Below are 26,697 nucleotides of genomic sequence, written 5' to 3'. Positions count from 1 at the left end.
ACTTCTCTCCTTCAAAAGTGCATGACACCGCCGACAAACGTGCCGGTCTTCTTCACGGCGATGACACCGGTGTCCCCGCTGTCACTCGCATCCGAGACCGCTTGCGGAGCGGCCGTTCTCGCCTTGCCTTTTGCCGACGGCATTGGCAGCCCGAGCTGGTAATTCACCACCTTGGCGACGTACCCGACTGTTTCCTTGAACGGAGGAATGCCGCCGTGCTCGTAGATCCGCTGTTCGCCGCTGTTGTAGGCAGCCGCGACGAGGAGGGGGTTTTGAAACTCATCGAGAAGCACGCGCAGGTATTTCATCCCGCCCTCAATGTTCTGAGCGGGGTCGCAAATATCCTTCACCCCGAAGCGCGCAGCAGTGGCGGGTATCAATTGCATCGGTCCGCGTGCGCCCTTCGGCGAATTGCGGCTTTGATCAAAGCCGCTTTCCGCCCATGCGATGGCCGCCGCAAATACCTCGTCGACGCTATATTTGCGCGCCGTCTGTACAACCAGTGCCTTAATTTCATCTGGCCTTAGCGGAGATGGGCCACATTCATGCACGTCTTTCGTGTCGGGATTTTTCGGTTGAGCTGCGCCAATTTGGCTCAATGTGCCGGTTGGAACCGCCGGATCTTGTGCATCGATTGAAGCCCTCACAGAGGGAGCGTAGCTGCTCAAAGTTGAGCCAATTTTGATCGCACCCCCGGAATTATGGGGGTTTTGATCAGGCTTTTCTTGCGCCTTACTTCCCTGCTTCACGATGCCATCGGCACCAAGCACAAACTCCTTGTCCGATCCGCCCCAGCGTTCATCGAAGTTCGTTGCAAGATCAGCCTCCTTGTGAACCGGCCAAGTGCTCTGTTTACTTATGAAATTTGCAGATTTTGCACCATCTTGGGCCAGAGAAATTCCGCTCCAACTAATCGTCAAAAAGGCAGCTCCCGCCAACATGGCGTGTTCGCGAAAGTCTAAAAATCTAGCCCCTTTTGCCATTGTCCCCCGCCTAACCATGCGGTGTTGTGATCGAAATAAAAACCGAGTAAGTTGGTGATCGCATGATACCGATTTGGCTCAGCGATACAACTTTTTGCAGCACACTTAAACCCCCTATTGCAGGGAAACAGACGGCGCCAATATGGGTAAGGGCTAGAAAATGAAACGGACCATCATTGCCGCACTCGCAAGTTGCGTGATGGCAACACCCGCTTTGTCCGTGATGGACATCGACAAGGACTACATCAAATCGCTAGCAGCGCCAGGAAAGACGGTGCTCGTGGTGGAATATTACGACGAAAGCGGAAAGGTTGCCGACAGGAAGGGCTATGCAACAACGGCTGGATTCAAGGCCGTCTCGCCAACCGACATCCGTGTGGACGACAAAACGACGCTGCACCTATTTGGCCTGGAGCCTTGCAAAGGTGAAATGGTCAATCGTAGTGAAGACTTCGCGGGGAGCTGCACCGACTATGCGCAGCAGCAGCTACAAATCTTGCTGCAAAACCCTAAGGTCGTCTTCTGCCGCGCCTTCGTCAGCGAGCAAGGGGCGCCCGTTCAAAACGCGACCTGCTACGGCTACTACAATTTCCCCGGCAGTCTCGATTCCGTCGATATGTTCGAGGAGCAGCTTCTATCGTTAGGCGCACTGCGCCTTGCGAAAAAGCCGGATGGCACGCCCGTTCGGCCGGACCTCGCCAAGGCGCAGGAGATCGGCCAGAAAGGCTCCTTCGGAATGTGGGCTGATCCGAGGGTCAAGGGTCAATGAGAAAGGCTCTTTTCCTTCTGTCCGCCCTCCTGCCAACTTCAGCCGCAGCAGCGCCGGAGGGATATTTCCATCTCCTGCCCGGCGTCACCCTGGAAACCGGCGATACGTGGGTTTCCAGTGGTGAGCGCTTCCGCCTCTATGGCGTTCAATCCTGTTTGCGTGGCACTGCCTACACGGACAAACACGGGCAGAAACGCGACTGCGGCGAGGTGTCCCTTGCCGTGCTTGCGGCTTATATCAAAGACACCAAACCGGTTTGCGCGCCCGTAGTGAAGACGGACGGTATCGCTTACGTCGTCTGCTATGCCACAGTCGGAAAACAGCGGCTTGACCTGGCCAACGTCCTGATCACCAGCGGATACGCCTTCGCAGCCCTCAACAAAGAGGGCATGCCTTATCACGTGCCCTATGCCGTGGCCGAGAAACTTGCTCGCGACAAGAAGGCCGGCCTCTGGCAGTTCGAAGACGTCCAGCACCCGGCCATCCTCTTGAGCCGCGAGGTGAATGCCCGAAACAAAAAGGCAGATCAATGAAGCGATACCTAGCCGCAGCCGCCGTTCTTGCTGCAACTGCCCAACCAGCAACGGCCGCCGATTTCGTCAGGAAGTCGGCCGCACCGATCGGACAGCAGCAGACCTGGACCGATGCTCCGGTTTATCAGAATCCAGTCTACAAAGGGCGGGTCACGGTCATGGACGGCCGGACTCTATGGTATCCCCAGTACGCGGAGCGCGTTCGGCTCGTCGACATCGACGCTTGCGAGCTTTCTCAATGGGCTATTGATCCGAAGTGGGTGAATCGCGAGCAGCAGAGAGCCCCTTCGCCCGTACCATGCGGCCCGTTGGCAAAAGCTTGGCTCAAGAGGACGGTGGGCAATAAGCCTGTGGAATGCAGGATCGTCTCCTATGGTCATGACGGAATCCCGCAGGCTCGTTGCACATTGAGCGGGCGCGATGTTGCAGTTGAGATGCTTCGTGTCGGTTGGGCGCGTGTCGCGTCTCCATACTCCTACAACAGCCAGTATCTCGCCTATCAGCAGCACGCGATGGCGGCCCGCTATGGCATGTGGGCCACTTATGTTCTCGACATGAACGAGTGGCGCCGAAAGGCAGTGGACAGGACGTTAGGCCGCCAGCCGATCGCTGATTTCAATCTCCTTGTAGAGCGCGAGAGCGAGATTTCCCCTCCATTTATCGACGCCCGGAGAAAACCGAAGAGGACCGACCGATAATTGCCGGACTTCCTCCATATTGCGAACTCGTTCGCAACCGACCCCGTGGCGAGCCTCATGCTCGCCATTCCCATATCGTTTGCACTCATCGTCGTTTCGGAAAAAGTCTGGTGGGTGCATGCGCCGCTAGCGGTCTTGCTCCTGATCGCTTCAATTTTCTTTCTCGATCGTCGTCACCTGGCGCTCGACAGCTTTCTGGTAGGTATCTTCGCCTTCCCGCCGCTTTGCCGGGACATCCCCAATCAGCCGCTGGTCTTTCGCATCGGGATCTTCTGGTTCTCAGCCTCCGCGCTCCTTGCCGCCGTCATCTATGCGGCCGGCGACCGACTGCAACACGTCACACCGCTCGACAAGCTTTTCGTCGATCGGCCGCCTCTAGTCGCAACCATCATGAGGGCCACTGACATGAAACACCTGCTTTATGCGGCAGCCGGTCTTGCCGCGCTTGCCTTCGCCCCTACAGGAGCAAAGGCACAAGATGCTTCCTGGGGCTGCCAGATTCTCCTTTGCGCTGCCTCTCAAAATCCGTCGTGGCAAGGCGTTCCCTATTGCGTTCCGCCGATGAAGAAGCTCATCACCGAAATGGCAAAGCCGGGATTCGACTGGCCCATCTGCCGTGAAGCGAAGGCCGGCGAACCAGGCCGGCAAGAGTTCGAGGACTGCCCCGCAGGTTCGCGCCCGACATCGAGCAGCGATGGCGATGATAGTGGCTTTCGCCGAACTGAAGAGGATCAGTGCGTCCGCATCGTCGACAGATGCGAGAATCGCGGCGAAATCAATCGCCTTTATGGTAAGGGCGACAACCAGCGTAACGGCGTGACCGTTAGGACCATCGGCAGCAACAGCGACAATTACGGGAACCGCGCCAACAGGGGTTGCAAGGTCCAGGTGACGTCTCCCCGGCCGCGGCGCGCGAATCCCTGGTTCTTCGACATTCCCAACGACAAGGGCGTCAAAGAACGCGTCTGGTTCAATCTCCGCACCTAGCATCAGAAGGAAGATTCCATGCACCAGAACGCCATAATCGCGATCGCAGCGACCCTCGGTATAGTCGCTGGCGCCGGCGGCACCTTTCTAGCGACGTCAGAACCAAAGGTGGAGGCTCACGCCATCTCGAAGGCCGAATTGGTCGCAGCGATCTCCGCAGATCCATCCCTCTGCCCGATCCCGACCGTTGAAGCGCCGTCGGAAGCCGAAGCCCTAGCGGCCTATCGAAAGGCGCATGCGGCGTCTCCCATGGTTTGGGACCGAAATAATCTCCCGGAAATCTCCTTAGCGCTCGGCCAATGTGACAAGGCTGGGGCAGGGCCAGGCGTCGCCTGCATGACCTCAGTCAAGATGGCACCTGACGCTCAGCCGATCGATCGGATCGTCGGCTTCGCGAAATCAGCGTCTGGTGAGTGGGTCGCCACAATCAATTAGAAAAAAGCCGCTTCGAGGCGGCTTTGATTCTTACCTTCGCCCAACCAGAATGGCACTGGATTTCGCCTTTTGACGCTCCTGCTAAAGACGGGGCTCCGTGGTGCTCATGACGGCTTCCATTTCTTCCGCCTTGAGCGAACCCATCGTCGCGAAAAGATAGGCTGCAATGTGGGTCAGCTTCAGCTTTGATTCGCGATCGTCGCACGGCTGGTGCTGCACGATGCTCAGCCTTGCGGCCTCCTCTTCTTTCGTCACCTCGAGCAGAGCATTCGCGTAGGCAACGCTAGTCACGTCGCCAGCAGCCCGACGCCCATCCCATTCGCGCACGGCATCTACAGTTGCCCTCAGCGCCGCTATATGCCGATCTATCATCGCATCCAATGAAGCCGCGGTGTCGGTTCGAAAATCCTCTGTCATCTCACCCTCTCTTCCAGGCTCGGCGGTTACTCCTTGCCCTCCCAAATCGAGGGGAGGGCAGGAGCCCCGCTCCTGCTCCCGAGCTCGTGCGGAACAGCGGAAGAGAGGGGGACAAGCGCTAAACCGGAGGGGGATCACCCACCCGAAGGGCCGAGGCGGCGCAGCCGGCCGGTGCTGCAGGCCGTCGGCCGAAGCATGGGGAGACCGGTTTAGTGCTTGTGGGGGAGAGAGGACAGAGGGCACTCTCCCCCTCTGAGTGAGTTGAATTATTCACGAGTAGCTGAAGCTGCCACGGCCACCTGCCATTCTCCGAATCCCACGGCATCACTGCGCAGATGCGCTCTTCGCCGAGGTAACCGTGAATCTGATCCTGATCCGAATATCTCTTCCATTCGATAAACATGCTCATGCGACCCTCCCTGTGCTTGGTGCCTCCAAGAATGGTGTGCGCTGCCGACGAGTGGCGCAAACGCCGGCGGAAATCGACTTGCTGTAGAAGTTGTCGCTCAGTAGTGTTCGGCTACTACTGGGGGATGCAATGTCAAGATTCTCAAAAGCCAGCGATTTCTCGCTGGTCAACAACTTCACGATCGAGCATGCCGATAAGCTGTCCGACGGTCGACACTTCATGTCTACCTGCGTGCCGCAGGGTATCTGGCTGGATCTAGTCGACATCGAGTTCACCCACCGAGTGGAATGGCAGGACGACAACTACGAGAAGCGGCCTCCTGGATCTCCGGACTTCAAGCTGCGCTCGGTGTTCACCGCACGAGGCACCACGAAGGACACGATAACCGTCTTCCGCGTTCCGGACGGCGAGGTAGCCCGGTTCTCCGAAGTACACGTCATGGTGAAGCCGCTGCCGAAGGGCAAGATTGGTGTTGAGAAGCGTTCCTCAACACTGGATGGCGTTGGGTTCGCGGGCATGGCGTCGAAAGTCGTCCCGCCTGAGGGACTGATGACGGGGGAGCCAGGCACCCTGCTCTACCTCGATCCGACGAACGACCAATGGGCCTCTGAGCACGATAAGCCATATCTGCAGCTCGAGGGTTACATCGACGAGGCTGAGTTCTCAGCCTTGATGCAGCGCCTGTCGATAACGGCTGCGCCAGTTCGCAAGGCAACGGTGCGCATGGTTGCAGAGCTGTTCGAACATGAAGTCGACGCCAGTTTGTCGGAGCCTTGGCACCACAAAGATTACGGCCTGCTCCTCCGTGGCGACGACAAGACCTACGGTGTCACCCGGGCGCGCGTCGAGAGCGTGTCGGTGGCGTTCAAGCCGACGGCAATCCCGAAGGTAGATCCATACGAGGTGGACGAGCCGGACAGCGCCAGACCTATCTCGATGGACAACCTGCCACCGGATGTTATCTCAAAGATCTCGAAGGACATGCTCGTGAAGATCGAGCGCCGCCTCGGCATCCTGACGAGCATCGTGGGGTTCGCTGCCGCATTTGTCGTCGGTAAGATTCTGCTCGGGTGAAATAAGCATGGCATATCCACCTCCCATGAACGCCCTCGAAAAGAGGCTACTTGCCGCCATCGCAGCCGGGCATCCAGATCGACGCATGGAAGTCTCAGTGCGTGGGCAACTCATGCGTGTCGCGCCCCTGACATGGAATGAAATCGCCGTGGCCGTTGGCGTTCCCGAGCGCGATCTTACCGATCCCATCGCCCATCTCGTAGCAGCGGATTCAATCGACAGTGCTCGTCAGTCAGCGGGCTTCTTCAAGCGCCTGCGAGGCGAAGACGACACCACGTTCTTCTTCGCCACGCCGAAAGGTAGGCGCCTCCTGCAGGGGGACACCCCAGAGCAAGGCTCGCATGAGGACGTGAGCACGCAGCGCCTCGAGAACGTCAGGAAGATCACGCACCACCTCGGCTACTACCTGACGCGATACGGCTACGCGTTCTCGCTCGTCAGTCTTGGCAGCGGCTACGATGAGTTCGCGACAGCCAGCCAGATCGCCCTCGTGACGCTGGCGACCGACATCCGCGAAGCTGGGCACGACATCACGAAGCTGATGGCATTCATGCCGCACACTATGGCGATGGTCGATATCCTGAAGGATTGGAAGGACCGCGGCATGCTCCGAGAAGACATCTTCCAGAACGACGCACGAGCAATGGTGATGGTAGCTACCGTATAGCCGGAACAGGAGGGATGGCTGGACAAGGTGCTCAGCGATCCTGTTTCGACGGCCGAACGGCTCGCAAACTGCCGTCTAGACTACATAGACCGAGTGCGGTCATGACGAATTTCGTGCAGACATATCCATTGGGGGTGGAATGAGATCTAAGTACGCGATTCTTGCTGCATTTTTCTTGCTAGGGTGCGCGCTTCAGCAAGCATTTGCACTCGGTGTGCCGCCCAATGCTCATATCGATTACACGGGCAACTCATGGGACTGCGATAGAGGTTTCAGGAGAAACGGCAACGGCTGCGTGGTAGTCCAGATCCCTGCGAACGCGGAACTCGACTACACGGGCCACTCCTGGACTTGCAATCGCGGCTTTAGGCAACAGGCGCAGGAATGCGTTCCCGTGCAAGTGCCCGAGAACGCGGTGCTCGATTACACAGGCCATTCCTGGACCTGCAGCCGCGGATTCTTTCAGCAAGGTCAAGCCTGTGTAGCCGTCAGCCTGCCGGAGAACGCTGAGTTGGATTTCACTGGGCATAGCTGGAAGTGCAGCTATGGCTTCCAGCGACGGGGAGATGCTTGCGAACGGTTCTCGGTACCAGAGAACGCACAGATCGACTTCACTGGCAACAATTTCGCGTGTGTTCAGAACTACAAGCGCGTCGGTCAAAAGTGCGAACCGATGACGCAGGCCGAGATCGAATATCAGAACTACCTGATAATGCTCGCGATGCAGTGCGGCGGTACGAAATCGGTTGAGGTCGACGGCACTTGCGGGAGTGACAGCGTTAGCGGCGAAATCGATGTATGCCAGGGTTCAAAGGAAGCATCCGGAGAGCTTGAGTTCGACAATGGCTTGACGACCAAGTTTGAGGGCAACTGGACGTCGGCAGATGAATTCGAGGGCACCGACGGATTCGGCAACAGCTGCGATCTGGAGGTAGACTGATGAGCGGCGACGTCATCCAATTCCGAAAGCGGAAAAATCAAAAGCCGAGCAAGCGCCCCGAACGAAATCCGTCTTCTCCGACAGCACTAATTGCCGTAGTAGGCATCGCTGCGGCGCTGGCAGCGGTCTACACGTATTTCTCGTTCTCAGCGCCGACCGCACAAGCCTCGACGTTCGCAAGGTGCGGCATCGTTAAACGCAACTGCATCATTGATGGCGATACCCTCTACATCGCCGGCGAGAAGATTCGGGTGGCCGACATCGATACGCCGGAAGTGAGCGAGCCGAAGTGCGCTTCGGAGAAGGCCCTCGGCGAGAGAGCGACGGCGCGCTTCATCGAATTGGTGAATGTGGGGCCGTTCGAGATGCGCGCGTGGCCGGAGCGCGACGAAGATCAGTACGGCAGGAAGCTGCGCGTGCTTGTTCGTGACGGCCGCAGCCTCGGTGACATTCTCGTGGAAGAAGGCCTGGCCAGGACTTGGAGCGGACGTCGAGAGCCGTGGTGTTAAGATCATGCCGCCGCCCGCTGGTGGCAGGGCGCTCGTGTGAATCGACTTGCCGGAAAATTAGGCTCCAGTAGATTTCTGCAAATGCAGGGTTGAGGGAATCCATGAAGGTATTATCGATAGCCGCCGCGCTCGTCGCGACGATCATTACTGCGGCACACTCTGAGGAAGACGACGAAGAACGCCAGTTCTCCATCAACCAGTTCAAGGGATGGACTGGCCTGCTGCTGTCCTGCGAGAAGAACACTGCGGATCCGGCGTTGGTGCAGGCGATCTGCGACGTTGCTAAGACTGAGTTCACTTATCTCGCCGAGAACTCGAAGATTCCGTATCGCATCTCCGTCGGTGACGACATGTTCAGGCGGTCGATGATCGCTCATGAGATCGGCAAGCCGCTCACTCTGACGATCAAGACGATACCGACCTCGGGGAACAGCTACGCCAAGGCTGTCTATGTTGAAGTGTCAGCAGAGAACTTCTACTCGAACGTCATCGACAAAGAGGCTGCACCTAGCGACCCCGAGAGCCTGCCGCGGGCGGGCGACCTCAGTCTCTGGAGTGGGAACATGATTGCGTCCGGCACTGACACTCAAGTCATTGTTCGTGACATGACACCTTACATTGGGCAGCAGATGAAGGCTTTCTTCACGGACTTCCTTAAGGGCTGGAACGCGAAGTGAAGCAGAAGCTATCCTTGGGAGCACAGAAGGTCACCGCGGCCGCCAAGGCTCGTCCTGCCGAGACACGTTGGTCGTTGATCGGGGCTTCGGCTGGTGCTGTTCTCGGTTTGCTGGTCGGGGGCGTAGGCATCGCGGCCATGGGCGGCGCAGCAGGCGTGCCGGCAGCCGTCATCCTGGCACTCGTTGGCGGCGTTCTCGGCAACAGGTATGGCATCTCGAAGGATCGACCCGTTCGATGAACGACCCTGAGACCATCGAACTGACAACGATGACGTTCATGGAGGATCTAAACCAAGTGCAACAATGACGTGTGCAGGGTAGGGCGGACGTTGGCTGATCCTGCAGTCAAACGGGATAAAGCCGTCGCGGGGCTTGCGAGATCCGCGGCGCCGGCGTTTGCGACGGCCTTCCGGTAGATGCCGATAGAGCTCCAGCGCGTAATCCTCCTTGCAGTAAATGAAGCGATAGATCGTCTCCGCAGACGCGGACGGTACTCACGCCGTCCGCGAGCAGACGGCCGGCGATCTGTTCCGGCGACCAATGTGCCTTCAGCCGATCGATCACCAGGTCGCGCAACTGCGGATGGCGCCTGAGCTTGCGCAGCGTCATCGCGGCGTTCACTATGATTGGACTGATCGTCCTTCACCTCATCGGCGTATTTTATCACCAGATACTTAAACGAGACCGAGTTTTAGCGCGAATGGGCATCGGCTGGATCAGCTAGCAGAGTTTCCGGCACAGGTGTCATCAACAGCTGAAACACGATATCGCTAGCGAATGTCTTCTAGCGCCAAGCCCCATATTTTTGCGATTGCTGCCGCCGACTTAACCGAGTGAGCACCTCATGCGATGCGACCGTCAGACAATTCACTTTGAAGAATCTCTGCCTGATCGCTACGATCATCCGGCCACAACAAGTGTCGATTGCCTCTAATGCTGTGTCGCGTCCGTCGCGGCGAACTGCGCTTTAGCTTCAATCGCGCAAAGCTTACAGGACGGATTTCGACACGCGAAGACGTCCGACATCGGTTTGGGAACGCCAAGAAGCTGAGCAAGCTCCCCGATAAGCGTGTCGATACTAGCGGGGATCAGGGTCATACTGAGAACCGCGCCATTAGCATGACGGAACAATCCTTCGGCTGAAACGGCGAACTGCAGGCCTGACGTGGCCATTGCGGCCTCGAACATGGACACCGTTCTCCTTTGGGAATTCCGTACGCCCTCGATTCGCCCCGAACGGACGCTAGTCACATAGTATTCGCACCAGAGAAGCGGCATGCTCGAGTGCGCGCTCCAGGGTTGGATATAAGACAGGACAGTGTGCCAAAAGGACCCCGCCGGATCTTCGATAGCCCTTGAGAAAGCACTAATCCTGGCAAAGTACCGATCAGTGAGCTTGTCGTATGCTAGATCGAGGAGTTCCTGAATATCCCTGAAGTAATAATGTATCGCCCCGCTGCTGAGACCTGCCTTTTCCGCAACTGAGCGAACGCTGACGCCTGAAACTCCTCTTTCCCTGAGGATTTCACAAGCGGAGTCGATTACCTCATCGCGGCGGAACTCCTGATTTGGCGAGTACCGTCCGCTTCCGTATTTTTTCGATGCCATCTAAGTTTGACTATCCAAAATTTCTAATCGCATGTCCAAAGAATTCTAAAGACGAATTCTCGCCTGTGTCAACCGGCGCCTATCCAGTCATCCGCTGCGTCCCTGTAGCGCCGGTCTAAGGAGAAACAATCAGCTGACGCGGCTTACCGAGCAGGTCCGGCAGAGAGACGCCGGACCTGGGTTTCAAAGAACTGAACTTTCAACTTGACACCCGTCCAAACATACGTAACAACTGACCTAGAGATAGAAAAATGGGGCGGCGCGATATCAGATAACGCTGTCGGGCGAGGTAAGAGGCTGAAATGAAAGAGTTCAAACATTGCTCTGTTCTGGTTTCGGGAGGAGCAGGTGCGATCGGTTCGAGTGTCGCGCGTACGTTCGTAGAAGTCGGTGCAACAGTCAGCGTCTTTGACGGCACAGCGACGGAAATTGAAGGCGTTTCTTGCTACCGGGTTGATCTCAGTGATGCGGCGGCGGTTGAGGCCGCCTTCTCTGAGCTACAAGTGAGGCAAGGCACGCCGAGGTTAGTCGTCAATTGCGCCAGCGCGGAGGATGAGCGGCCGATGGTTTCGCGGTGTGGTCCTATGCCACTCAGCCAATTCCAGCACGCGATCTCAGCTCACCTCATCTCGGCTTTCAACGTCATTCGGGTCGCGGCGCATCATCTGAAAGCTGTGGATGCGGAAGCGGATGGCGAAAGGGGAGTAATTGTCAACATCGCCTCGATCTCTGCTTTTGAGGGGCGGGCACGTCAGGTTGCACATGCAGCGTCTAGCGGCGCCATCGTCTCATTAACGACGCAGCTTGCCCGGGAATTCGCCCCGTTCGGCATTCGCGTCGTCGGCATTGCACCCGGCGTATTTGAGGGTGATGGCCCGAACTCGGCACTTGCCGATCGAGGTAATAGCAAATTTGTTCCGGTGCTTCCAAATAGGATTGGACGGCCCGAGGAGCTTGCTGGGCTCGTCGTCGCGGTTGCGGGCCAGGTTTACATAAATGGCGTCACTATTCGGCAGGACGGTGGCCTGCGGATGCCGCCGCAGGTTTGAGGGGATAAGTGATGAAGATTACGGGAAAGACTGCCATCGTAACTGGCGCCGGGTCTGGCCTTGGAAAGGCGACGGCAATCGCGCTCGCGGAAGCAGGCGCAAAGCTCGCCATTTTTGACGTCAATGAGGAAGCGCTCCGCGAGACGGCGAGGGCCACGGGTGGTCGCGCCTATGCAGGCGACGTAGCCTCAGCACACGACATGGAGACAGCATTTCTTTCCGTGGCAGAGCATGTGGGATCTCCTCAGATCCTTGTGAATTGCGCCGGTATCCTCGGATCCTTTCGAGCGATTGCTGATCGGCCGGCGCCGCCGAACCTCGAGCGTTTCCAACGCGTCGTGAATGTGAACCTCGTCGGAACGTTTAATACGATGCGACTTTTTGCGCAGCATATTTTCGAAACCTTCGGGGACAGCGAAAACGAGCAGGGGGTGATCGTCAACACTGCATCAATCGCTGCCTACGACGCCTTGTCAGGTCAAGCCGGATACGCGGCTTCAAAAGGAGGAGTCGCCGCAATGACACTTCCGGCCGCGCGCGAGCTCGGCTCACTCGGTATCCGCGTTATCGCCGTTGCCCCAGGAATGTTCGACACGTCGCTTGCCGGAGACATTCGCGGTGATGTGCTCGAAAGCCTTATCAAGGATAATGTTTTCCCGAGGCGTCTCGGCCGGCCGGCGGAGTTCGCCGAATTAGTCCTGCACATTATACATAACCCCATCGCCAACGGTTCCATATGGAGGTTCGATGCAGCCTCTCGTATGCGCGACGTTCAACACTGACTCGTTTCCATCTTCCTGCAACAGAAAGGACTGTCATGTCTAATACCGTCAATTGGGATCTCGTTCAGAAATGGACGTCGCGTGAGAATGTCAGCGCGTACTGGAAGCCGTATGGCTATCCCTCAATCATGTCGCCTGGCGCTTCCGCATTCTCGGACGCGCAACAGATGCCGAAATGGAACATCCCTGAGGAGGCCATCATTTCCGTTGCGATCAACGGAGCCTTTTTCACAAAGGCTGACAATCCAAATCAGGCAACCACCCCTGAGGAAATTATCCGGTCAGCTGAGGAGTGCATTGAGGAAGGAGCTCAGATCATTCATCTTCATGCACGTGATGAGAAGGGCTACAACGTCCTCACGGTAGATGCTTTCCGTCGCGTGATCGAGACTTTGAAGCAGCGACATCCTGACATTTCTTATGATGCTTGCCTTGTCGCGGTCGACGAGGCTGAGAGCCGGGAAATGAAGGCGATGATGGCCGCAGGTCTGATCGAGAGCGTGCCCGTCAACACCACAGCTTTGATTCTCGGTGACAACCTGTTCGTGAAGCCACCTCACGTGATTATAGAAAAAACTCGCCTCGTCGTGGAGGCGGGCCTCACTCCTCAGCTTGCGGTGTATTCTGATGCTGACATCGATAATGCTCGCCGCTTCCTGATCGACTCAGGCTTGGTAAAGGGCCCGCTTTCCTGGCTGCTGGTACCCGGCTTGCCGGGCTGCTCACCAATGTGGTCGACAGAGTCTATGGTCGAAGGACTGCTGCGCATGGTGCATCTGATCCGCGATATCGATCCTCACGGTGACCTCATCGTCTGTGCCGGGGGGAGGTCTGGACTGTACCTAGCTAACTTGGCACTGCTGCTGGGACTCCATGTCAGAATTGGCATGGAGGATACTGTCTGGATGTGGCCCCACCGGGACCAGAAGATCGAGCGCAACGTGGATGTGTACAAAACGGTTCGCGACATGGCGCTGGCACTGGGGCGCACGCCGATGACAGCAGAAGCCTACAAGCGCAAGGTAGCTGGAAAGTAGTTCTGCACGACGCGCATAAAAGTGCAGGGGCCGCATCGACTTCAAAAGGATGCATGGCAGCGGCGACGCTGGGCAAGTGTGATCCTTCATGGGCGGCCCCTAACTTCACCCGAGCGGAGTGGCTCTCTCTAAATTACCAAAGAGCTTGTCGGCTTACAATTTTACTTGACATGTGACCAAACAAAATTAACATACGTCCAAAGATAGCTGGGCAGCCGGGATACTGGCTGGAGGACATGCTTCGCTGCCCGACGAATTCGCGCTGGTATGGCGGGCGCAGAACGAGTCTTCGGCCTCGCGATGAGATCGAGATTCCACGCTAAGCCTAGGCGCCGGTCTTTACGGTGAGAGCCCGCAATACATGCACCACGAGGGCTGCGCTGACGAGGAGGAATGGACGACTTTTACTTTGTCGTCGGTCGATCCAGCACCAAAATTAAGCGTTCCAAGGGAGGAGACGTAAATTGTTGTTCGAACTACTCGAGTTCGGGATTCGTGGGCTGTTCCTAGGCGTCACGATAGGACTTATCGCGCTGCCTATCAGCATACTCTTTCTGACAACGGATTCTGTCGATCTGGCAGTTGGAGGATACGCGGTTCTCGCCGGCGCCGTAACACTGATGGTATCCCCAACTGCCGGGGTGTTGGTCGGTGCAATTGCGGGTATACTGATCGCTATGTCGGCTTCGGCCGTTGTTGGGCTTATCTCGCTCCGATTAAACCGACCAGGTAGGCACGACCATATTACAGTCGTGTTGGCGACTTTCGGCGCGGCGGCATTCCTGGAGTCCTTCGTCCTCACGGTCTTTGGCAAGGATCCGATTGTTCGGCGGCCCTTTGAGGACCTTTGGGAGGTCTTCGGTCTGTTGCTCAATCCTCAGGTTTTCATAAACTTCGCCGTGGCATTGACCATTCTCCTCGTCCTCTCCCTCTTCCTGTATGCAACGCCCTTCGGTCGTGCGATGCGCGCGAGTTCGGTGAATCCGCTTGGTGCTTCTCTTGCTGGCATCCCGGTCCAAGGGATCTGGTTTTCCACGTATATTATAGGCGGATTGCTAGCGGGCATCGCCGGAGCGCTCATCGTCAATACCACGGGCATGGATTACATGTCGGGCCTCAGTTTTACATTGGGTGCTTTCGGTGCCGCAATTCTCTTCGGTCTGCGTAGCCCTCTGCGAGCTTTTGTCGGTGGCATCGTCATGGGAATGGTGCAGGCTTATAGCGCTGGCTACCTTCCCGGCGCCTGGGCGACCGCCCTCCCACTTGGTTTCATATTCGTGGTGCTGTCAGCTGGGCGCATGACGCGTTCCGCAACAGGAGGACGGGCATGATTGGATTCTTTGAAAGGCAGCGTCCCACGTTGATTCTGCCCGTGATCATCCTCGCGATTTCGCCGCTCATCTTGGCGAGGCCGTTCTGGATCGACAACTCCATCCTCTTCGCTACGTTTTCGCTCTTCGCGCTGTCAGTGGGCATGTGTTATGGGCAAGCGGGCATCCCGTCTCTTGCCACTGGCGCGTTCGGAGCTCTCGGCGGATACGCGTCTGCGATACTGACAACGGGGTACGGTATGTCCCCCTATGTCGGCCTGATCGTTGCAGTATGTCTGCCGATGCTCGTGGCCTATCCCGTTGCGCGCGTCGTAACCCGCCTGTCACCATTGCCGCTCTCGATCGCCACTCTTGTTCTGGGCTCGATTATTGAAATTGCAATTCGGGAAGGCGGCGACTTCACCGGAGGATATGTCGGCTTGTCTGGCATTCCCGCAATTTCGCTTGCAACATCCCCTTTCGCCATGCACCTGCTGGCATGGGGGTGCGTCACGATCGTCCTGTTCGTCTACTGTAACCTTTTGCATACGGCCTTCGGCCGCGCAGTGAACACCGCCAAGCACGACCCGTTGCGGGCCATTGCAGACGGGGTAGATGTTCCCAACGTTCTCGCAACTTTTTTCGCGATATCGGCCGCCGTCGCCGGACTGGGGGGATGGCTCTACGTCCATAATCTGAGCTACATCGGCCCGGACTCTCTTAATGTGTCGACGTCCATGCAAGTTTTGCTCATGGCGATCGTCGGTGGCGTGCTCAAGCCTCTCGGCCCCGTGATCGGAGCCTGCCTGCTATTGCTGATCGTTACATATCTACCTGCAGCTGAATCCCAGGGGATGGTGTACGGCGGTGCTCTGATCGTTATCCTACTGCTTGTTCCGCAGGGATTGATCGGAACGACCTGGTGGAGCCGCGCGCGTTTGAAAGCAAAACAAAACCCCGGCGCGCCACGATCGGATGGCGCTGCGCAGCCGTCCGAAAACGGGTTCGTCGCAACCACCTCCGGAGATGCGTGATGGCCATTGAGATAGATAATGTGACTGTGCGATTCGGCGGCATCACGGCAGTTTCAGGCGTTTCGCTTTCGATCAAGCATGGGGAAATCATAGCCGTCGTGGGTCCCAATGGTTCGGGGAAAAGCACGCTGTTCAATTGTGTTTCGGGTCTCGTGTCACTCGCGACTGGTGCAGTTAGAATCGACGACGTAGAAACAAAAATGATTGGACCGAGCGCCCGCGTTCGTATGGGGCTAGCACGCACTTTTCAAACGCCGCGTTTTGACCCGTCGGAAACGGTGGCGCGGGCCGTCTCATGTGGATTTTATCCGCACACGAAGGCGGGAATAATATCATCGATGCTGCGGTGGAAGTCGAGTTCGCGCGAAGAAAGAGAAGTGCATGAGAGTTGTGCGGCTATTTTGGATGATCTGGGCCTCCTGAGTTTGCGCAATATTCCATTGGCTGAGTTGTCGATGGGACAGTTGCGCCTTGTGGAGGTTGCGCGCGCAATGGCGAACAAGCCTCGATATCTTCTACTAGACGAACCGGCTGCGGGCCTGACTCTTGACGAACAGCAGGCTCTCGCGGCCCAGGTACGGCTTCTCTCCCAAAACGGAGTCGGCGTATTGTTGGTTGAACACAACTTTAACCTCATCCGCCAGCTGGCGGAAAATGTGCTGGTATTGGATCGCGGCAAGCCAATCCTTAGCGGCAAGCCTGCCGACATCGAGAAAAACACCGATTTCGTTGACCTTTACCTCGGTAGTACGGGACGCAAACACTAGGAGTCGGTGATGCTGCAAGTTGCTTCTGACAAGACCTTAGACAACAATACTGTCACAAAAAATCCCGCTCTAGACTGCAGGAACCTATCTGCTTTTTACGGCCGCATCCAGGTCGTCTTCGATGTCTCTCTGGCGATATCGCCAGGGGAGTGTCTTGCTCTTCTAGGACCGAATGGCGCAGGCAAGACGAGCCTTCTTGGGGCGATCGGAGGTACTGTCCGGTCGACCGGTAGGGCTGCCGTGAAAGGAGCAAAGGTCTCCGAGTTGTCGGCGCATCGCCGCGCTAAAAGCGGTTTATCTTATGTCCCGGAGGTGCGCCGCAACCTCTTTCATACGATGTCCGTACGTGAAAACTTGGATGTCGGGCTGAGCTTGTCGCCACCGGCGGAAAGACACAGGATCGTTGACTTTTCCCTGCAGCTCTTTCCGATCCTCAAGCAGCGGATGGCGACCGCAGCGGGAATGCTGAGCGGCGGTGAGCAGCAAATGCTGGCGATAGCCGTAGCCTTGGGCCGGGAGCCAAGTGTTCTTTTGCTGGATGAACCGTCACAAGGTTTGGCGCCCGCCGTGTTCGATATCCTCCAGGGCGCCTTCGCTCAGCTGCGCACACGCGGTATTGCGGTGTTGCTTGCAGAACAGAACCTGCCCTTCGCTTCACTGGTCTCCGACAGGTATGTGGTCTTGTCGCACGGCCACGTCGTGGCCGCTGGTGGACAAGAAGAAATGAAAGACCACCGCAATATCTTCAAAGCGTATCTCGGTTCAGAAAAGGGCTGAGGCCACAATTCACACACCCTCCGCCGGAGGGTATCACTACTGGGAGGACTAAATGAGAAGACATCGCAAATTCATGACATCTCTTGTGGCGGCGACCGTTGCATTAGCTATGTCCGGTACTATGAGTGTCGCCGTCGCCGCCGATACAATCAAGGTTGGCGTCATTCTCGCGCTAAGCGGTCCGGCCGCTCCCTTCGGCATAGCGGAAGCCGATGCAGTACGGATCCTAGTTGACCGGTATAATAAGGCAGGTGGGGTCAACGGCCACCAAATCGAGGCCATCTATCACGACGACCAAAGTAACCCGACAGAGGGAGCACGCGGCGCAACGCGGCTTATCCGACAGGAAGGCGTTCAGGCAATTATAGGTTCGTCGACTTCAAGCTCGACCTTGGCATTCGCCCCGATTGCAGCGCAGGCTAAAATCCCGGTATTCGCGCCTGTCGGTGCCCAATCTTTGACATCAAAATCCCACGCCTTCTTTCCATGGGTATTTCGAACGGCACCCGGTAGTCAGGTAACGATGCAGTCTATGATGCTGAACGTGGTGTTCAAGCCCGGCATCAAAAAGGTTGCAATCATGCATCAGGAGGATGCTTACGGAAAGGAAGAAGCGGAACTTGCGACCCGACTAATCAAGGAAAAGGGTGGAATTGAAGTCGTTGCAACGGTCAGCGCTCCTCTCAGTGCTACCGATCTATCGTCTGCGGCGACGCGAGTTCGAAACTCTGATCCAGATCTGGTTCTCCTGCTCACCTCGGCGCCAGCTATGGCCGGTGCTTTCGTTCGTGGCGCTGAACAGGCAAAGCTCACGGCGCCAATCGTAGGGTCCCTTAGCATTAATCAACAGGCCTTTGTCGACGCTGCGGGCAAAGCTGGGAACGGCGTCATGAGCGTCACGCTTGGAAATTGGTTCGAGCCGACGCCGAAGCAGATCGAGTTGGGAAAACTACTGCATGAAGCGGGCAAGCAGCCTGCCGGCTATGGCGAGATCATCGGGAGCAGTTCCATCATGATCCTGGCGGAAGCCGTCAAGGCTGTCCAAGGTGAGATCACCGGCCAAGCAATCCGCGATGCCGCCGAAAAGATTTGCGGCTTTGAGGGGACATATTCAGAAGGCAAGGTTTGCTATTCGACCGAGCAACATGAGGGCTTCGATGCCGAAACCGTCAATATCGTGAGGCTTGAGGACGGCAAATGGAAAAACGTTAAGCCTTGACATCGCCTTTCCCGCATCCCGTAAAGGGGCAACAGTGGGACAATCAGAGGGCGCCATACCTTGGCGCCCTCGCACTGTTGACTATGTTCCTGTGTCAGGGATCAGAAGCAAACGACCCGTTGGCGTTTGCGCGAGCCCGATAGGGGCTCGCAATAACCCCATCTGAATGTCGCCGCTATTTCAGTTCCGAGGGGAGTGTCTGTCAGCCGGCTCTTCGGCCCGACCAACGAACTTCGGGATCTTATGGATTGATCGATTGATCTTCCGGCGCGTCGCATACCACTTGCCTTTTTGACGGCCTCCTCGCGGCTGTTCGCCTAAGGCCCGTCGGCACTTTCCATTCGATACGCTTGCGGCCTACCAACGGGTTGGCTCTACCACTAAATGACACTTTCGCGCCGGCAGGTCAGAGCGGTTGCTTGTTCACCTGGAAAGTGTGTTCCGGCGCTGGGAAGGATCTTGCCTTCACTTCGGCGGCGTAACTTTCGAATGCCTGAGAAATCTGTGGTGCAAGTGAGGCGAAATGCTTGACAAAGCGAGGCTTGAAGTCGGTAAAGACGCCCAGCATGTCATCGACGACCAGCACTTGGCCATCGCAGGCCGGCGAGGCGCCGATGCCGATGGTGGGAATTTGCGCGGTTTCGCTGATCTCGCGCGCCAGCGGCTCAACGGTTCCCTCGACCACTATGGAAAAGGCGCCAGACTGCCCGATCGCCAGCGCGTCGCGTTTGATCTTCTCGGCCTCCGCGTTGGTGCGACCGAGCGACCGATAGCCGAACGCGTTGACCTGTTGCGGCATGAGGCCGACATGGCCCATGACAGGAATGCCCCGCAGAGTGAGGAAGTTCACGGTTTCGGCCATTTCGATTCCGCCCTCGAGCTTCACCGAATCCGCGCCGGTTTCCCTCATAATACGGGCCGCATTTCGAAAGGCTTGTTCTTTCGATTCCTGGTAGGAACCGAAAGGCATGTCCACTGTTACGCAGGCGTGGTTAACGCCTCGCATAACTGCCTGGCCATGGGCGATCATCATGTCCATGGTCACGGCGACTGTGTTCGCCATGCCATATAGAACCATGCCAAGTGAATCACCGACCAGCAGCAGTCGCAATGCGGATCTGCCAGGCGCGCTATTGGCGTCGTATAGGCGGTGAGGCAGACAATCGGACGATCTCCCTTAAGGCCTCTGATTTCGGTAGGGGTGACCCGTTTCTTGCGGACAGCCATGCTCATGTATCAGACAGCCTTGTTGCGAGGCGCGACGGCGTTACGGCCGAGCACGCGATTGTCGAGAAGGCGCGTGCGGCCGAAGGCCACAAAAAGTAGGAGAAGAACGGGGCCATCGATCCGCTGCAGCGGCTCCAGCGTTCCAAAGTCGCGCAGCGCAACCAAAACCGGGTTGGCGAGCGGCTCCGTCCTCAAAAATGCCGTCACGGCAGCCTCGATCCTACGCGGATCCGTTTCGCCAGCGTGCCAGAGCCGCTCGGCCTCGTCGAGCGCGCGTGGAACGATCGCCGCCGCCGCCCGCTCTTCGCTCGTGAGATAGACATTGCGCGAGGAGCAGGCGAGGCCGTCCGCCTCGCGCACCGTTGCCACCGGCACCACGCGCACGTGCTGCCCCAGGTCCTCTACCATGCGCTCGATGATCTTGACCTGCTGGTAGTCCTTTTCACCGAAATAGGCGGCATCCGGCTGGACGATGTTAAAGAGCTTGGTGACGACCGTCGCGACGCCGGCGAAATGACCCGGCCTGATTTCGCCCTCGAGCTGCGAACCGAGCGTGGGCACATCCACCACCGTCAGCATTGGTTCGGGATACATGTCCTCGACCTCGGGCGCGAACAGGTAATCCACCTCGGCAGCCCTCAGCATGGCGCTGTCCCTCGCAAGGTCACGCGGGTAGCGGGCGAGGTCCTCGTTTGCTCCGAATTGAAGAGGATTGACGAAGATGGAAACGACGGTCACATCGTTGTCGACACAGGAACGGCGCACGAGCGACATGTGGCCCTCATGGAGATAGCCCATGGTGGGCACAAAGCCGATAGTGCGGTCGGAACGCCGATACTGGGCCAGCAGCTGGCGCAAGCGGTCGATAGTCGTGACGGTCTCCAACTCGGGCCCTCCTCATGAAGAGCTACGAACGGGTTGTGGCTTTCCCGCTCTAGGATAAGAACTTGATGCAGTGTCGTTCGGTTACGAGGTCGACGGTTCGATTATCAAGAAGTACGCGGAACCGGAATTCGGTTGCCTGCAGCTTTGCGTGCTACACCGAGAAAGTTGCACTTCTCCGCCCCCGGCTATCGTCAGGTTCTGGCGCGCACCGCCGATTTCGACGGATAGATAACGGCCGTACTCATCTGCCAAAGCGATCTCCTATCGTATCGCAGGCGAGGGGTTGGTCGCGGCAGCCTAAGGGCAACCGTCTGTGATACCGGGGAGTCGCCGTCAGGTTTCTCGCGGCTCCCCGACTTCGTACTTCCGCAAATTGCGGTCGCGGATACCGAGTTTAGGCCAGGCCGCGCGCCAATCGCTGAGATGCTGCGTTTGCAAATGCCTGTCGAGCGTGGATTGGTCGCGCCACATCTCCTTGACGTGGATGAGACCGGCCTCCAGCACGTCCTCTGCGTAGGAGTATTCCAGGCACCCGTCTTCACCACGGCTACCTTCCACCATACGTTTCATCACCGGGCGGGCAGCTGCAAGGTTTTCTGGAGGCAGGCGAATGGTTCCGACGATCAGCAACATGGAAATCTCCGAATAAGATGAAGTTCAAATCGAGACGGTAAATAACGACGGATGCCCCGGGCAAGATCCTGTGTGCGGGTTACGAAGTTGGCACTTTGCGGGCGATTTTTCGTGACCAACGACAGCGTGCCGCTTCGAAGCGGCACGCTATCCTTAAGGGTCTCCGACCTACGGAGACGCTGACCCGCTACAGTTTGGCGGCATCCAGAGCGGAGAAAGAGCTTTTAGTATCGGCCAGCTTTTTGAGCAATGAAGAGGGCCTAAGGTCGGGCTGCCCGAGGGTTTCGGCATAGCGCGACAAACTGTCTGCAATTTTGTCCAATCCAATGAAATCCGCCCAATGCATCGGACCTCCGCGGTAAGCGGGCCAGCCATAGCCATAGAGCCAAATCACGTCGATGTCGCTCGCGCGTACCGCAATGCCTTCTTCAAGGATGCGAGCACCTTCATTGATCATCGGATAAAGCAATCGTTCGAGGATCTCGTCCTCCCCGACCTGCCGGGGCGTCCGACCGAGCTTCTTGAGAGTCCTATCGATCAGACTCCCCACATCCGGGTCCACCAGAGGTGTGCGCGAACCTTCCTGGTAGCGATAGTATCCCGCTGCTGCCTTTTGGCCAAATCGGCCGGCTTCACACAGTGCATCAGCAATCTCAGACGTCTCGCCCCGCTCCTGACGCGAGCGCCACGCAATGTCTAGACCAGCCATATCCTCCATTGCGAATGGCCCCATTGGAATACCGAACTTCGTCAAAACGCCATCGATGATGTCCGGCCTAACACCTTCATACAGCAGCATTTCGGCTTGTCGCTGACGCTTCATAAGCATACGATTCCCAACGAACCCATCGCATACGCCAACGACCACCGGGATTTTGCCGATACGGCGAGCCGTCGCTACAGCGGTGACCAATGCATCGGGAGACGTCCTCGCACCTCGCACCACCTCGCACAACTTCATGACATTGGCGGGGCTAAAAAAATGCATTCCGAGAACATCCTGGGGCCTTTGTGTAACAGCGGCTATTTCATTGATGTCAAGGAACGAGGTATTGCTGGCGAGTATTGCGCCCGGCTTTGCAGCCTTGTCTAGGCGAGAAAAGACATCTTTCTTGACGGCCATTGTCTCGAAGACGGCCTCTATGACGAGATCGGCATCGTGTATTGCCTCCAACTCTGTCGCACCGGTGACGAGTGCCATCCGCTGGGCTGGCGCATCCTTCGCTATGCCACCGCGAGCTGCACTTGCCTCCCAATTACCCTTCATAACCGCAAGGCCCTTGTCGAGGCGCTCGCGATCAAGCTCAATCAGGGTCACCGGAAGTCCTTGGTTCGCGAACGACATGCCGATACCGCCGCCCATCGTGCCTGCGCCGATGACAGCAACTTTCCTCACATCTCGCGGCTTGGTCTCTTTTGCTACGGCGGGGATCTTGTTGGCTGCGCGCTGTGCGAAAAATGCGTAGCGCTGCGATTTTGACTGCTCCCCGACGACAAGCTTCTCAAAACCCGCGCGTTCTCGCTTAAGTCCCTCGTCAAAGGGAACTTCAAGCACCGCCTCGATCGCTCTGGCAACTTCGAACGGCGCCTCGAATGCTTTAACGCGCTTCGTCGCGTCTTCAACGGCTTTCGTGAATAGGGAACGATCCGCTTTACAAGCTGCCAGCTTGCTGTCGTCGTTCCGCAGCTTGCGCAGAGGCCTGCCTTCATCAATGACCTTGCGCAGCAACGCTTCGGCTCCCGTCACCGGATCATCGACTACTTCGTCGATCAGGCCGACAGATAGCGCTTCTCCTGCGGAAATCGGCTCGCCTCCGACGATCATCTTCACCGCGACGAGCGGACCTACCGCGCGCGGCAACCGTTGGGTGCCACCTCCCCCGGGCAAGAGACCAAGCTTGACCTCAGGAAGTCCGAGTTTGGCGTCGGGCACGGCAACGCGATAATGGCATCCAAGGGCAACTTCAACACCGCCCCCCAGGGCTGTTCCGTGGATGGCTGCCACGACGGGCTTGCCACAGTCCTCTATCGCTCTGATCACATCGTTGATGTCAGGCGGTAGGTCAGCCTTGTCGAATTCGGTGATGTCCGCACCGGCGATGAAAGTACGTCCTTTGCAGGCGAGGATCACGCCTCGCACATCGGCGTCGCGGGAAATACTTGCGAAAGCATGATTCAGCCCCGCCCTCACACTAACGCTTAGAGCATTGACGGGTGGACTGTCGATCCAAACATATGCAATAGCGCCCTTGCGCTCGACCGAAACCACGTTGGTCATCTCTCTCACTCTCCTCGAAGCAAAAATAAAGTGAACATTTCCCTGGCGGGGCATAAGCCGCGGCAAGGGATCAGTTGCAGAATTCAAATGGCGGAAACCCGGTGTTGCGCCTCCCAACGCAAGCGTCAGCTGCCGAGACGCTAACTGCCACTTCCGGATTTATATCAGAGTCTGGACACCCGTTCAATACTCTAGATCACATGTCCAAGTCATTGCGGGCCTCTACTCTTCTTCCGGTTATACGGAAACCGGACCTGACGTTTCAACGATGGCTGCGCGGGGCACTCGCTTATACGCTAACCGTAAGCCAAAGCTTTGAAACAAGGGGAGAGTTACCGAGTTGATCGGCAAGGCTTCCCTGCATGGCCATCTGTGATGTAAGGTCGTTGGCAATACGCACCAACCGCGCGTCAAATCGGCTTCCGGCAAGGATTGGCTTTAAAAAAGTCCCGGTTATGTTGCCGTTCCTAGCCCATTGCATCCCAAGTTCGGCGTAGGCCATTTCAGACAACCAGCACAAGCCCATCATCCCTTGCGCAACGACGTCGGGGAAGCCTTGTCGGACGGCCTCGAGGGGATCACTATGTATGCTGCGAAAACCGTCCATGACTCCGGAGAAGAGCCCTATTCCTTCACGCGTTGCCGTTACTTCTCGTTCGGCAACAATATCGGTCTGGTCCACAGTTGGTATCGCCGGTGCAAGCTTCTGCTCCGCGCCAGCGTCTTTTTTTTCGCTCGGCTGCACAGTCGCGGGACTTTCAAACTCGATGATCTCGGTATTAGCCTGTGAAACCAGGAGGCGTCCGTCGATATCGTAGGCCTCGCTCTCGTTGATAAAGTACTTGCGGCCCCGTTTAAGGTATTTCTCCCGCACCCGCCCCTTAAATACGAGGGGTGCGCCCAAGGGAATTTCGGCATGAAAGCGTGCCGTTTCGTGAACATGAACACCACGAAGAGTCGATCGGTCATAATGTGTCATGTATAGCCACATCAGTTCCTTCATGACCAGGCCGCTCGGCGCGGTCCGTTTCGTCTTCAGATATGCATCACCATCGATCCCCAGTGCGTTGCAATAGGCCTCGACAGCATTGACATCAGGGACGAAGGATACGGGGGTATAATCTTCTCCCTCTCGCAACTCTTCATAAAGCGGCGGTCTGAGATGGTCACCGGTCTTACGCTCGTGAAGATATGGAAGCCTCGAAGTCATTATCATCAAATCCCGTTGAAACTGAAAGACACGTGGAAAAATGAGGAGGTCCGCGTACCGTCCTTGAATGATCCACGAATAATGCCTCACGCAAAGAAATGCGTACCGGCCTTTCCGTCGTCTAGTAGGTCGCTCTGCCGCCTGAGATGTCAAAAACGGCGCCCGTCGAGAAACTACATGCTTCCGAGCACAGCCAATGGACCATCTCAGCTACCTCTTCGGGGCGCGCGAGGCGGCCTAAGGGAATGCGGGCGATTAGTTCCGCCCTTCTCTCAAGCGCAACCATATGGGCCATGCCGGTGTCTATCGCCGCCGGCGTCACGCAGTTCACCAGGATCCCGTCCTTGACGACTTCTTGCGCCATCGTCTTGGTCATCGCGATGACTGCGGCCTTCGATGCACCATATGCAGAGGAGCGTGCGATGCCGTCCTTGCCCTGTATCGACGAAATGTTCACGACCCGTCCCCAGCCGGCTTTTTTCATATAGGGGAGGGTGGCCTTGTAGGTTGCAAGGACGCCAAGAATGTTGGTCAACAGCGTGGCCTTCCAATCTTCGAGGTCTGCGAGCTCCATTGGATCTTGCTTCCCGATCCGCCCCGCATTGTTTACGAGGATGTCAACGCGACCCCACGATTCCGCCACCTCCTTGACGGCTTGATCCACGCACTCTCCGGCCAAGAGATCGACAGTTTTCGCTATCACGCGGTCCTTGGGAAGACGCGCGACTCTTTCAGTGAGCAAGCCTTGGTTGATATCGAACAGCGCTACTCTCGCGTTGGACGACAGAAGCCGGTCGACAATGTGAGCACCAAGCCCGCCAGCAGCGCCGGTGACAATAGCCACACGGTTTTCGAGCGTCGTATTCATCCCACCTCCTACTCGCCGTACAAGCTTTCCGAAACGAATTTTGTAGCGCTCCATCCGCCGTCTACCGCGATCACCTGGCCAGTGAGGAAGGATGCTTCGTCCGAGCACAAGAACGCGACGATCCCGCCGATTTCGTCCGACGATCCTGAACGCTGAAGGGGCGTGGCGCCCTGAAGCGACTTATAGAACCATTTCGCTTCTTCCCTGCGTTCAACCGTATGGGCAGGCGTGTCGATTAGACCCGGCGCAACCGCATTAACACGAATGCCGATGCGGCCATAATCGGATGCCATCTGACGCGTCAGGCCAATTACGGCACTCTTCATGGCCGAATAGTCAGAACTGCCCGGATGGCCCATCAATCCGAATATCGAAGAAATGTTGACGATCGATCCGCCTTGTCCCAGCTGCTTCTTGAAAGAGATGAATTCACGGGACATGCGAAAGAGCGATACGAAGTTCACCTCGATACTTGCCCTTAGGCTCTCGTCCGTCGTCTCATGCGCTGCCCGCGCATTTCCTCGGCCGACATTATTAACAAGTGCATCTGCACCGCCGATCAGTTCGATGGCTTTTTCCAGGATTATTCGCGGTGCATCCTGGTCAGTTACGTCCGCCGGGAAGATCGCAATTTTTCCTGGAAGCTCCTTTGCGAATTCGGCAGTTTCGTTCAGCTTAGAGGCCGTCCTCCCGACAGCCATGACGTTTGCGCCGCTGCGGGCAAACCGCAGTGCGATCGCCCGACCAATGCCAGACCCGGCACCGGTGACGATAACATTTCTTTTCGCTAGTCCCTGCATGCTACCTCCCAAAAATTGAGTGAAAAAACCTTGCCAGCCGTCCAAGCGGCGTTGCCGGTTTTTCCGCCTTTAGCGACGGCTATTTGATTACCCGTTCGAAAATCGCGATTGCGGC

At 57.2% G+C, this 26,697-nt stretch carries 28 protein-coding genes and 2 pseudogenes; 19 read left to right on the top strand and 11 right to left on the bottom strand.

Translation table 11 applies throughout. The annotated features are described in order from the left end of the window. Positions 1 to 11 precede the first annotated feature (11 nt). A complete protein-coding gene (locus CO664_RS24680; RefSeq protein WP_234820335.1) occupies positions 12 to 920 on the bottom strand; it encodes a lytic transglycosylase domain-containing protein in 909 nt (302 codons plus the stop codon). A gap of 223 nt (positions 921 to 1,143) precedes the next feature. Between CO664_RS24680 and CO664_RS24675 the strand changes: the two genes are divergently transcribed. The 5 genes from CO664_RS24675 to CO664_RS24650 all read left to right on the top strand — a co-directional run bounded on the left by CO664_RS24675 (position 1,144) and on the right by CO664_RS24650 (position 4,405). Beyond that, the gene (locus CO664_RS24675; RefSeq protein WP_097540234.1) at positions 1,144 to 1,752 is read left to right on the top strand and encodes a hypothetical protein; all 609 of its coding nucleotides are present in this window, start codon (positions 1,144 to 1,146) and stop codon (positions 1,750 to 1,752) included. Then, on the top strand, positions 1,749 to 2,285 hold the full coding sequence (locus CO664_RS24670; RefSeq protein WP_097540233.1) for a succinoglycan biosynthesis protein exoi: 537 nt from the start codon (positions 1,749 to 1,751) through the stop codon (positions 2,283 to 2,285). Before CO664_RS24675 ends, CO664_RS24670 begins: the two co-directional genes overlap by 4 nt. After that, entirely contained in the window at positions 2,282 to 2,983 is a 702-nt protein-coding gene (locus CO664_RS24665) for a thermonuclease family protein (protein WP_097540232.1), read from the top strand. The genes CO664_RS24670 and CO664_RS24665 overlap by 4 nt, the downstream gene beginning before the upstream one ends. A gap of 405 nt (positions 2,984 to 3,388) precedes the next feature. Then, the gene (locus tag CO664_RS24655; protein WP_097540254.1) at positions 3,389 to 3,970 is read left to right on the top strand and encodes a hypothetical protein; all 582 of its coding nucleotides are present in this window, start codon (positions 3,389 to 3,391) and stop codon (positions 3,968 to 3,970) included. 18 nt (positions 3,971 to 3,988) lie between these two features. Then, positions 3,989 to 4,405 carry a hypothetical protein gene (locus CO664_RS24650; RefSeq protein WP_097540231.1) on the top strand — a complete coding sequence of 139 codons (417 nt, stop codon included), beginning with the start codon at positions 3,989 to 3,991 and terminating at the stop codon, positions 4,403 to 4,405. Between the two features lie 81 nt (positions 4,406 to 4,486). On the opposite strand, the gene CO664_RS24645 is transcribed toward CO664_RS24650, so the two are convergent. Continuing rightward, a complete protein-coding gene (locus CO664_RS24645) occupies positions 4,487 to 4,822 on the bottom strand; it encodes a hypothetical protein (RefSeq protein WP_097540230.1) in 336 nt (111 codons plus the stop codon). Between the two features lie 538 nt (positions 4,823 to 5,360). Here CO664_RS24645 and CO664_RS24640 point away from each other — a divergent pair. The 6 genes from CO664_RS24640 (at position 5,361) to CO664_RS24615 (ending at position 9,337) form a co-directional block, all read left to right on the top strand. Next, positions 5,361 to 6,305, top strand: a complete 945-nt coding sequence (locus CO664_RS24640) for a hypothetical protein (protein ID WP_097540229.1) — start codon at positions 5,361 to 5,363, stop codon at positions 6,303 to 6,305. Positions 6,306 to 6,330: 25 nt separating this feature from the next. Further along, positions 6,331 to 6,972: a hypothetical protein gene (locus tag CO664_RS24635; protein ID WP_097540228.1), complete on the top strand. Its 642-nt coding sequence runs from the start codon at positions 6,331 to 6,333 to the stop codon at positions 6,970 to 6,972. A 139-nt stretch (positions 6,973 to 7,111) separates the two neighbouring features. Continuing rightward, the gene (locus CO664_RS24630; RefSeq protein WP_097540227.1) at positions 7,112 to 7,912 is read left to right on the top strand and encodes a hypothetical protein; all 801 of its coding nucleotides are present in this window, start codon (positions 7,112 to 7,114) and stop codon (positions 7,910 to 7,912) included. After that, positions 7,912 to 8,421 (top strand): thermonuclease family protein, encoded by a 510-nt coding sequence (locus CO664_RS24625; RefSeq protein ID WP_097540226.1) that lies wholly within the window; start codon positions 7,912 to 7,914, stop codon positions 8,419 to 8,421. The genes CO664_RS24630 and CO664_RS24625 overlap by 1 nt, the downstream gene beginning before the upstream one ends. A gap of 101 nt (positions 8,422 to 8,522) precedes the next feature. Beyond that, positions 8,523 to 9,098, top strand: coding sequence for a hypothetical protein (locus tag CO664_RS24620; protein WP_097540225.1), 576 nt, complete (start codon positions 8,523 to 8,525; stop codon positions 9,096 to 9,098). After that, a complete protein-coding gene (locus CO664_RS24615) occupies positions 9,095 to 9,337 on the top strand; it encodes a hypothetical protein (RefSeq protein WP_097540224.1) in 243 nt (80 codons plus the stop codon). Before CO664_RS24620 ends, CO664_RS24615 begins: the two co-directional genes overlap by 4 nt. 78 nt (positions 9,338 to 9,415) lie before the next feature. Here the strand turns inward: CO664_RS24615 and CO664_RS24610 are convergent. Then, positions 9,416 to 9,701: pseudogene (locus CO664_RS24610) on the bottom strand (IS30 family transposase); the annotation flags it as partial. 327 nt (positions 9,702 to 10,028) lie between these two features. Beyond that, positions 10,029 to 10,286, bottom strand: coding sequence for a hypothetical protein (locus CO664_RS31355; RefSeq protein WP_234820330.1), 258 nt, complete (start codon positions 10,284 to 10,286; stop codon positions 10,029 to 10,031). Between the two features lie 722 nt (positions 10,287 to 11,008). On the opposite strand from CO664_RS31355, the gene CO664_RS24600 reads away from it, so the two are divergent. From CO664_RS24600 to CO664_RS24565, 8 genes are all read left to right on the top strand, one after another. Further along, positions 11,009 to 11,755 (top strand): SDR family NAD(P)-dependent oxidoreductase, encoded by a 747-nt coding sequence (locus CO664_RS24600; protein WP_097540222.1) that lies wholly within the window; start codon positions 11,009 to 11,011, stop codon positions 11,753 to 11,755. An 11-nt stretch (positions 11,756 to 11,766) separates the two neighbouring features. Continuing rightward, positions 11,767 to 12,537, top strand: a complete 771-nt coding sequence (locus tag CO664_RS24595) for an SDR family NAD(P)-dependent oxidoreductase (RefSeq protein WP_097540221.1) — start codon at positions 11,767 to 11,769, stop codon at positions 12,535 to 12,537. A gap of 35 nt (positions 12,538 to 12,572) precedes the next feature. Then, positions 12,573 to 13,574, top strand: coding sequence for a 3-keto-5-aminohexanoate cleavage protein (locus CO664_RS24590; RefSeq protein ID WP_097540220.1), 1,002 nt, complete (start codon positions 12,573 to 12,575; stop codon positions 13,572 to 13,574). A 467-nt stretch (positions 13,575 to 14,041) separates the two neighbouring features. Continuing rightward, on the top strand, positions 14,042 to 14,905 hold the full coding sequence (locus CO664_RS24585; protein WP_202859989.1) for a branched-chain amino acid ABC transporter permease: 864 nt from the start codon (positions 14,042 to 14,044) through the stop codon (positions 14,903 to 14,905). Next, complete coding sequence (locus CO664_RS24580; protein ID WP_097540218.1) at positions 14,902 to 15,918, top strand: branched-chain amino acid ABC transporter permease; 1,017 nt, start codon at positions 14,902 to 14,904, stop codon at positions 15,916 to 15,918. Before CO664_RS24585 ends, CO664_RS24580 begins: the two co-directional genes overlap by 4 nt. Further along, complete coding sequence (locus CO664_RS24575) at positions 15,918 to 16,685, top strand: ATP-binding cassette domain-containing protein (RefSeq protein WP_097540217.1); 768 nt, start codon at positions 15,918 to 15,920, stop codon at positions 16,683 to 16,685. Before CO664_RS24580 ends, CO664_RS24575 begins: the two co-directional genes overlap by 1 nt. A 9-nt stretch (positions 16,686 to 16,694) precedes the next feature. Then, positions 16,695 to 17,462 carry an ABC transporter ATP-binding protein gene (locus CO664_RS24570; RefSeq protein WP_097540216.1) on the top strand — a complete coding sequence of 256 codons (768 nt, stop codon included), beginning with the start codon at positions 16,695 to 16,697 and terminating at the stop codon, positions 17,460 to 17,462. Positions 17,463 to 17,514: 52 nt separating this feature from the next. Beyond that, positions 17,515 to 18,681, top strand: coding sequence for an ABC transporter substrate-binding protein (locus tag CO664_RS24565; RefSeq protein ID WP_097540215.1), 1,167 nt, complete (start codon positions 17,515 to 17,517; stop codon positions 18,679 to 18,681). 406 nt (positions 18,682 to 19,087) lie between these two features. On the opposite strand, the pseudogene panB reads toward CO664_RS24565, so the two are convergent. From panB to CO664_RS24530, 7 genes and pseudogenes are all read right to left on the bottom strand, one after another. Next, positions 19,088 to 19,914 (bottom strand): annotated as a pseudogene (gene panB / locus CO664_RS24560) (3-methyl-2-oxobutanoate hydroxymethyltransferase). A 3-nt stretch (positions 19,915 to 19,917) separates the two neighbouring features. Then, positions 19,918 to 20,793, bottom strand: coding sequence for a pantoate--beta-alanine ligase (gene panC, locus CO664_RS24555; RefSeq protein ID WP_097540214.1), 876 nt, complete (start codon positions 20,791 to 20,793; stop codon positions 19,918 to 19,920). Between the two features lie 333 nt (positions 20,794 to 21,126). After that, positions 21,127 to 21,426 carry a putative quinol monooxygenase gene (locus tag CO664_RS24550; RefSeq protein WP_097540213.1) on the bottom strand — a complete coding sequence of 100 codons (300 nt, stop codon included), beginning with the start codon at positions 21,424 to 21,426 and terminating at the stop codon, positions 21,127 to 21,129. 187 nt (positions 21,427 to 21,613) lie between these two features. Continuing rightward, complete coding sequence (locus CO664_RS24545; protein ID WP_097540212.1) at positions 21,614 to 23,704, bottom strand: 3-hydroxyacyl-CoA dehydrogenase NAD-binding domain-containing protein; 2,091 nt, start codon at positions 23,702 to 23,704, stop codon at positions 21,614 to 21,616. A 289-nt stretch (positions 23,705 to 23,993) separates the two neighbouring features. Then, complete coding sequence (locus CO664_RS24540; protein ID WP_158254941.1) at positions 23,994 to 24,914, bottom strand: MaoC/PaaZ C-terminal domain-containing protein; 921 nt, start codon at positions 24,912 to 24,914, stop codon at positions 23,994 to 23,996. A gap of 121 nt (positions 24,915 to 25,035) precedes the next feature. Further along, entirely contained in the window at positions 25,036 to 25,782 is a 747-nt protein-coding gene (locus tag CO664_RS24535) for an SDR family oxidoreductase (RefSeq protein ID WP_158254940.1), read from the bottom strand. A gap of 8 nt (positions 25,783 to 25,790) precedes the next feature. Further along, entirely contained in the window at positions 25,791 to 26,627 is an 837-nt protein-coding gene (locus CO664_RS24530) for an SDR family oxidoreductase (RefSeq protein ID WP_103451173.1), read from the bottom strand. Between the last annotated feature and the right edge of the window lie 70 nt (positions 26,628 to 26,697).

This window comes from Sinorhizobium sp. NG07B (assembly GCF_002532005.1).
Classification (GTDB): domain Bacteria; phylum Pseudomonadota; class Alphaproteobacteria; order Rhizobiales; family Rhizobiaceae; genus Sinorhizobium; species Sinorhizobium fredii_C.
This window is presented reverse-complemented; position numbering and strand designations above follow the sequence as displayed.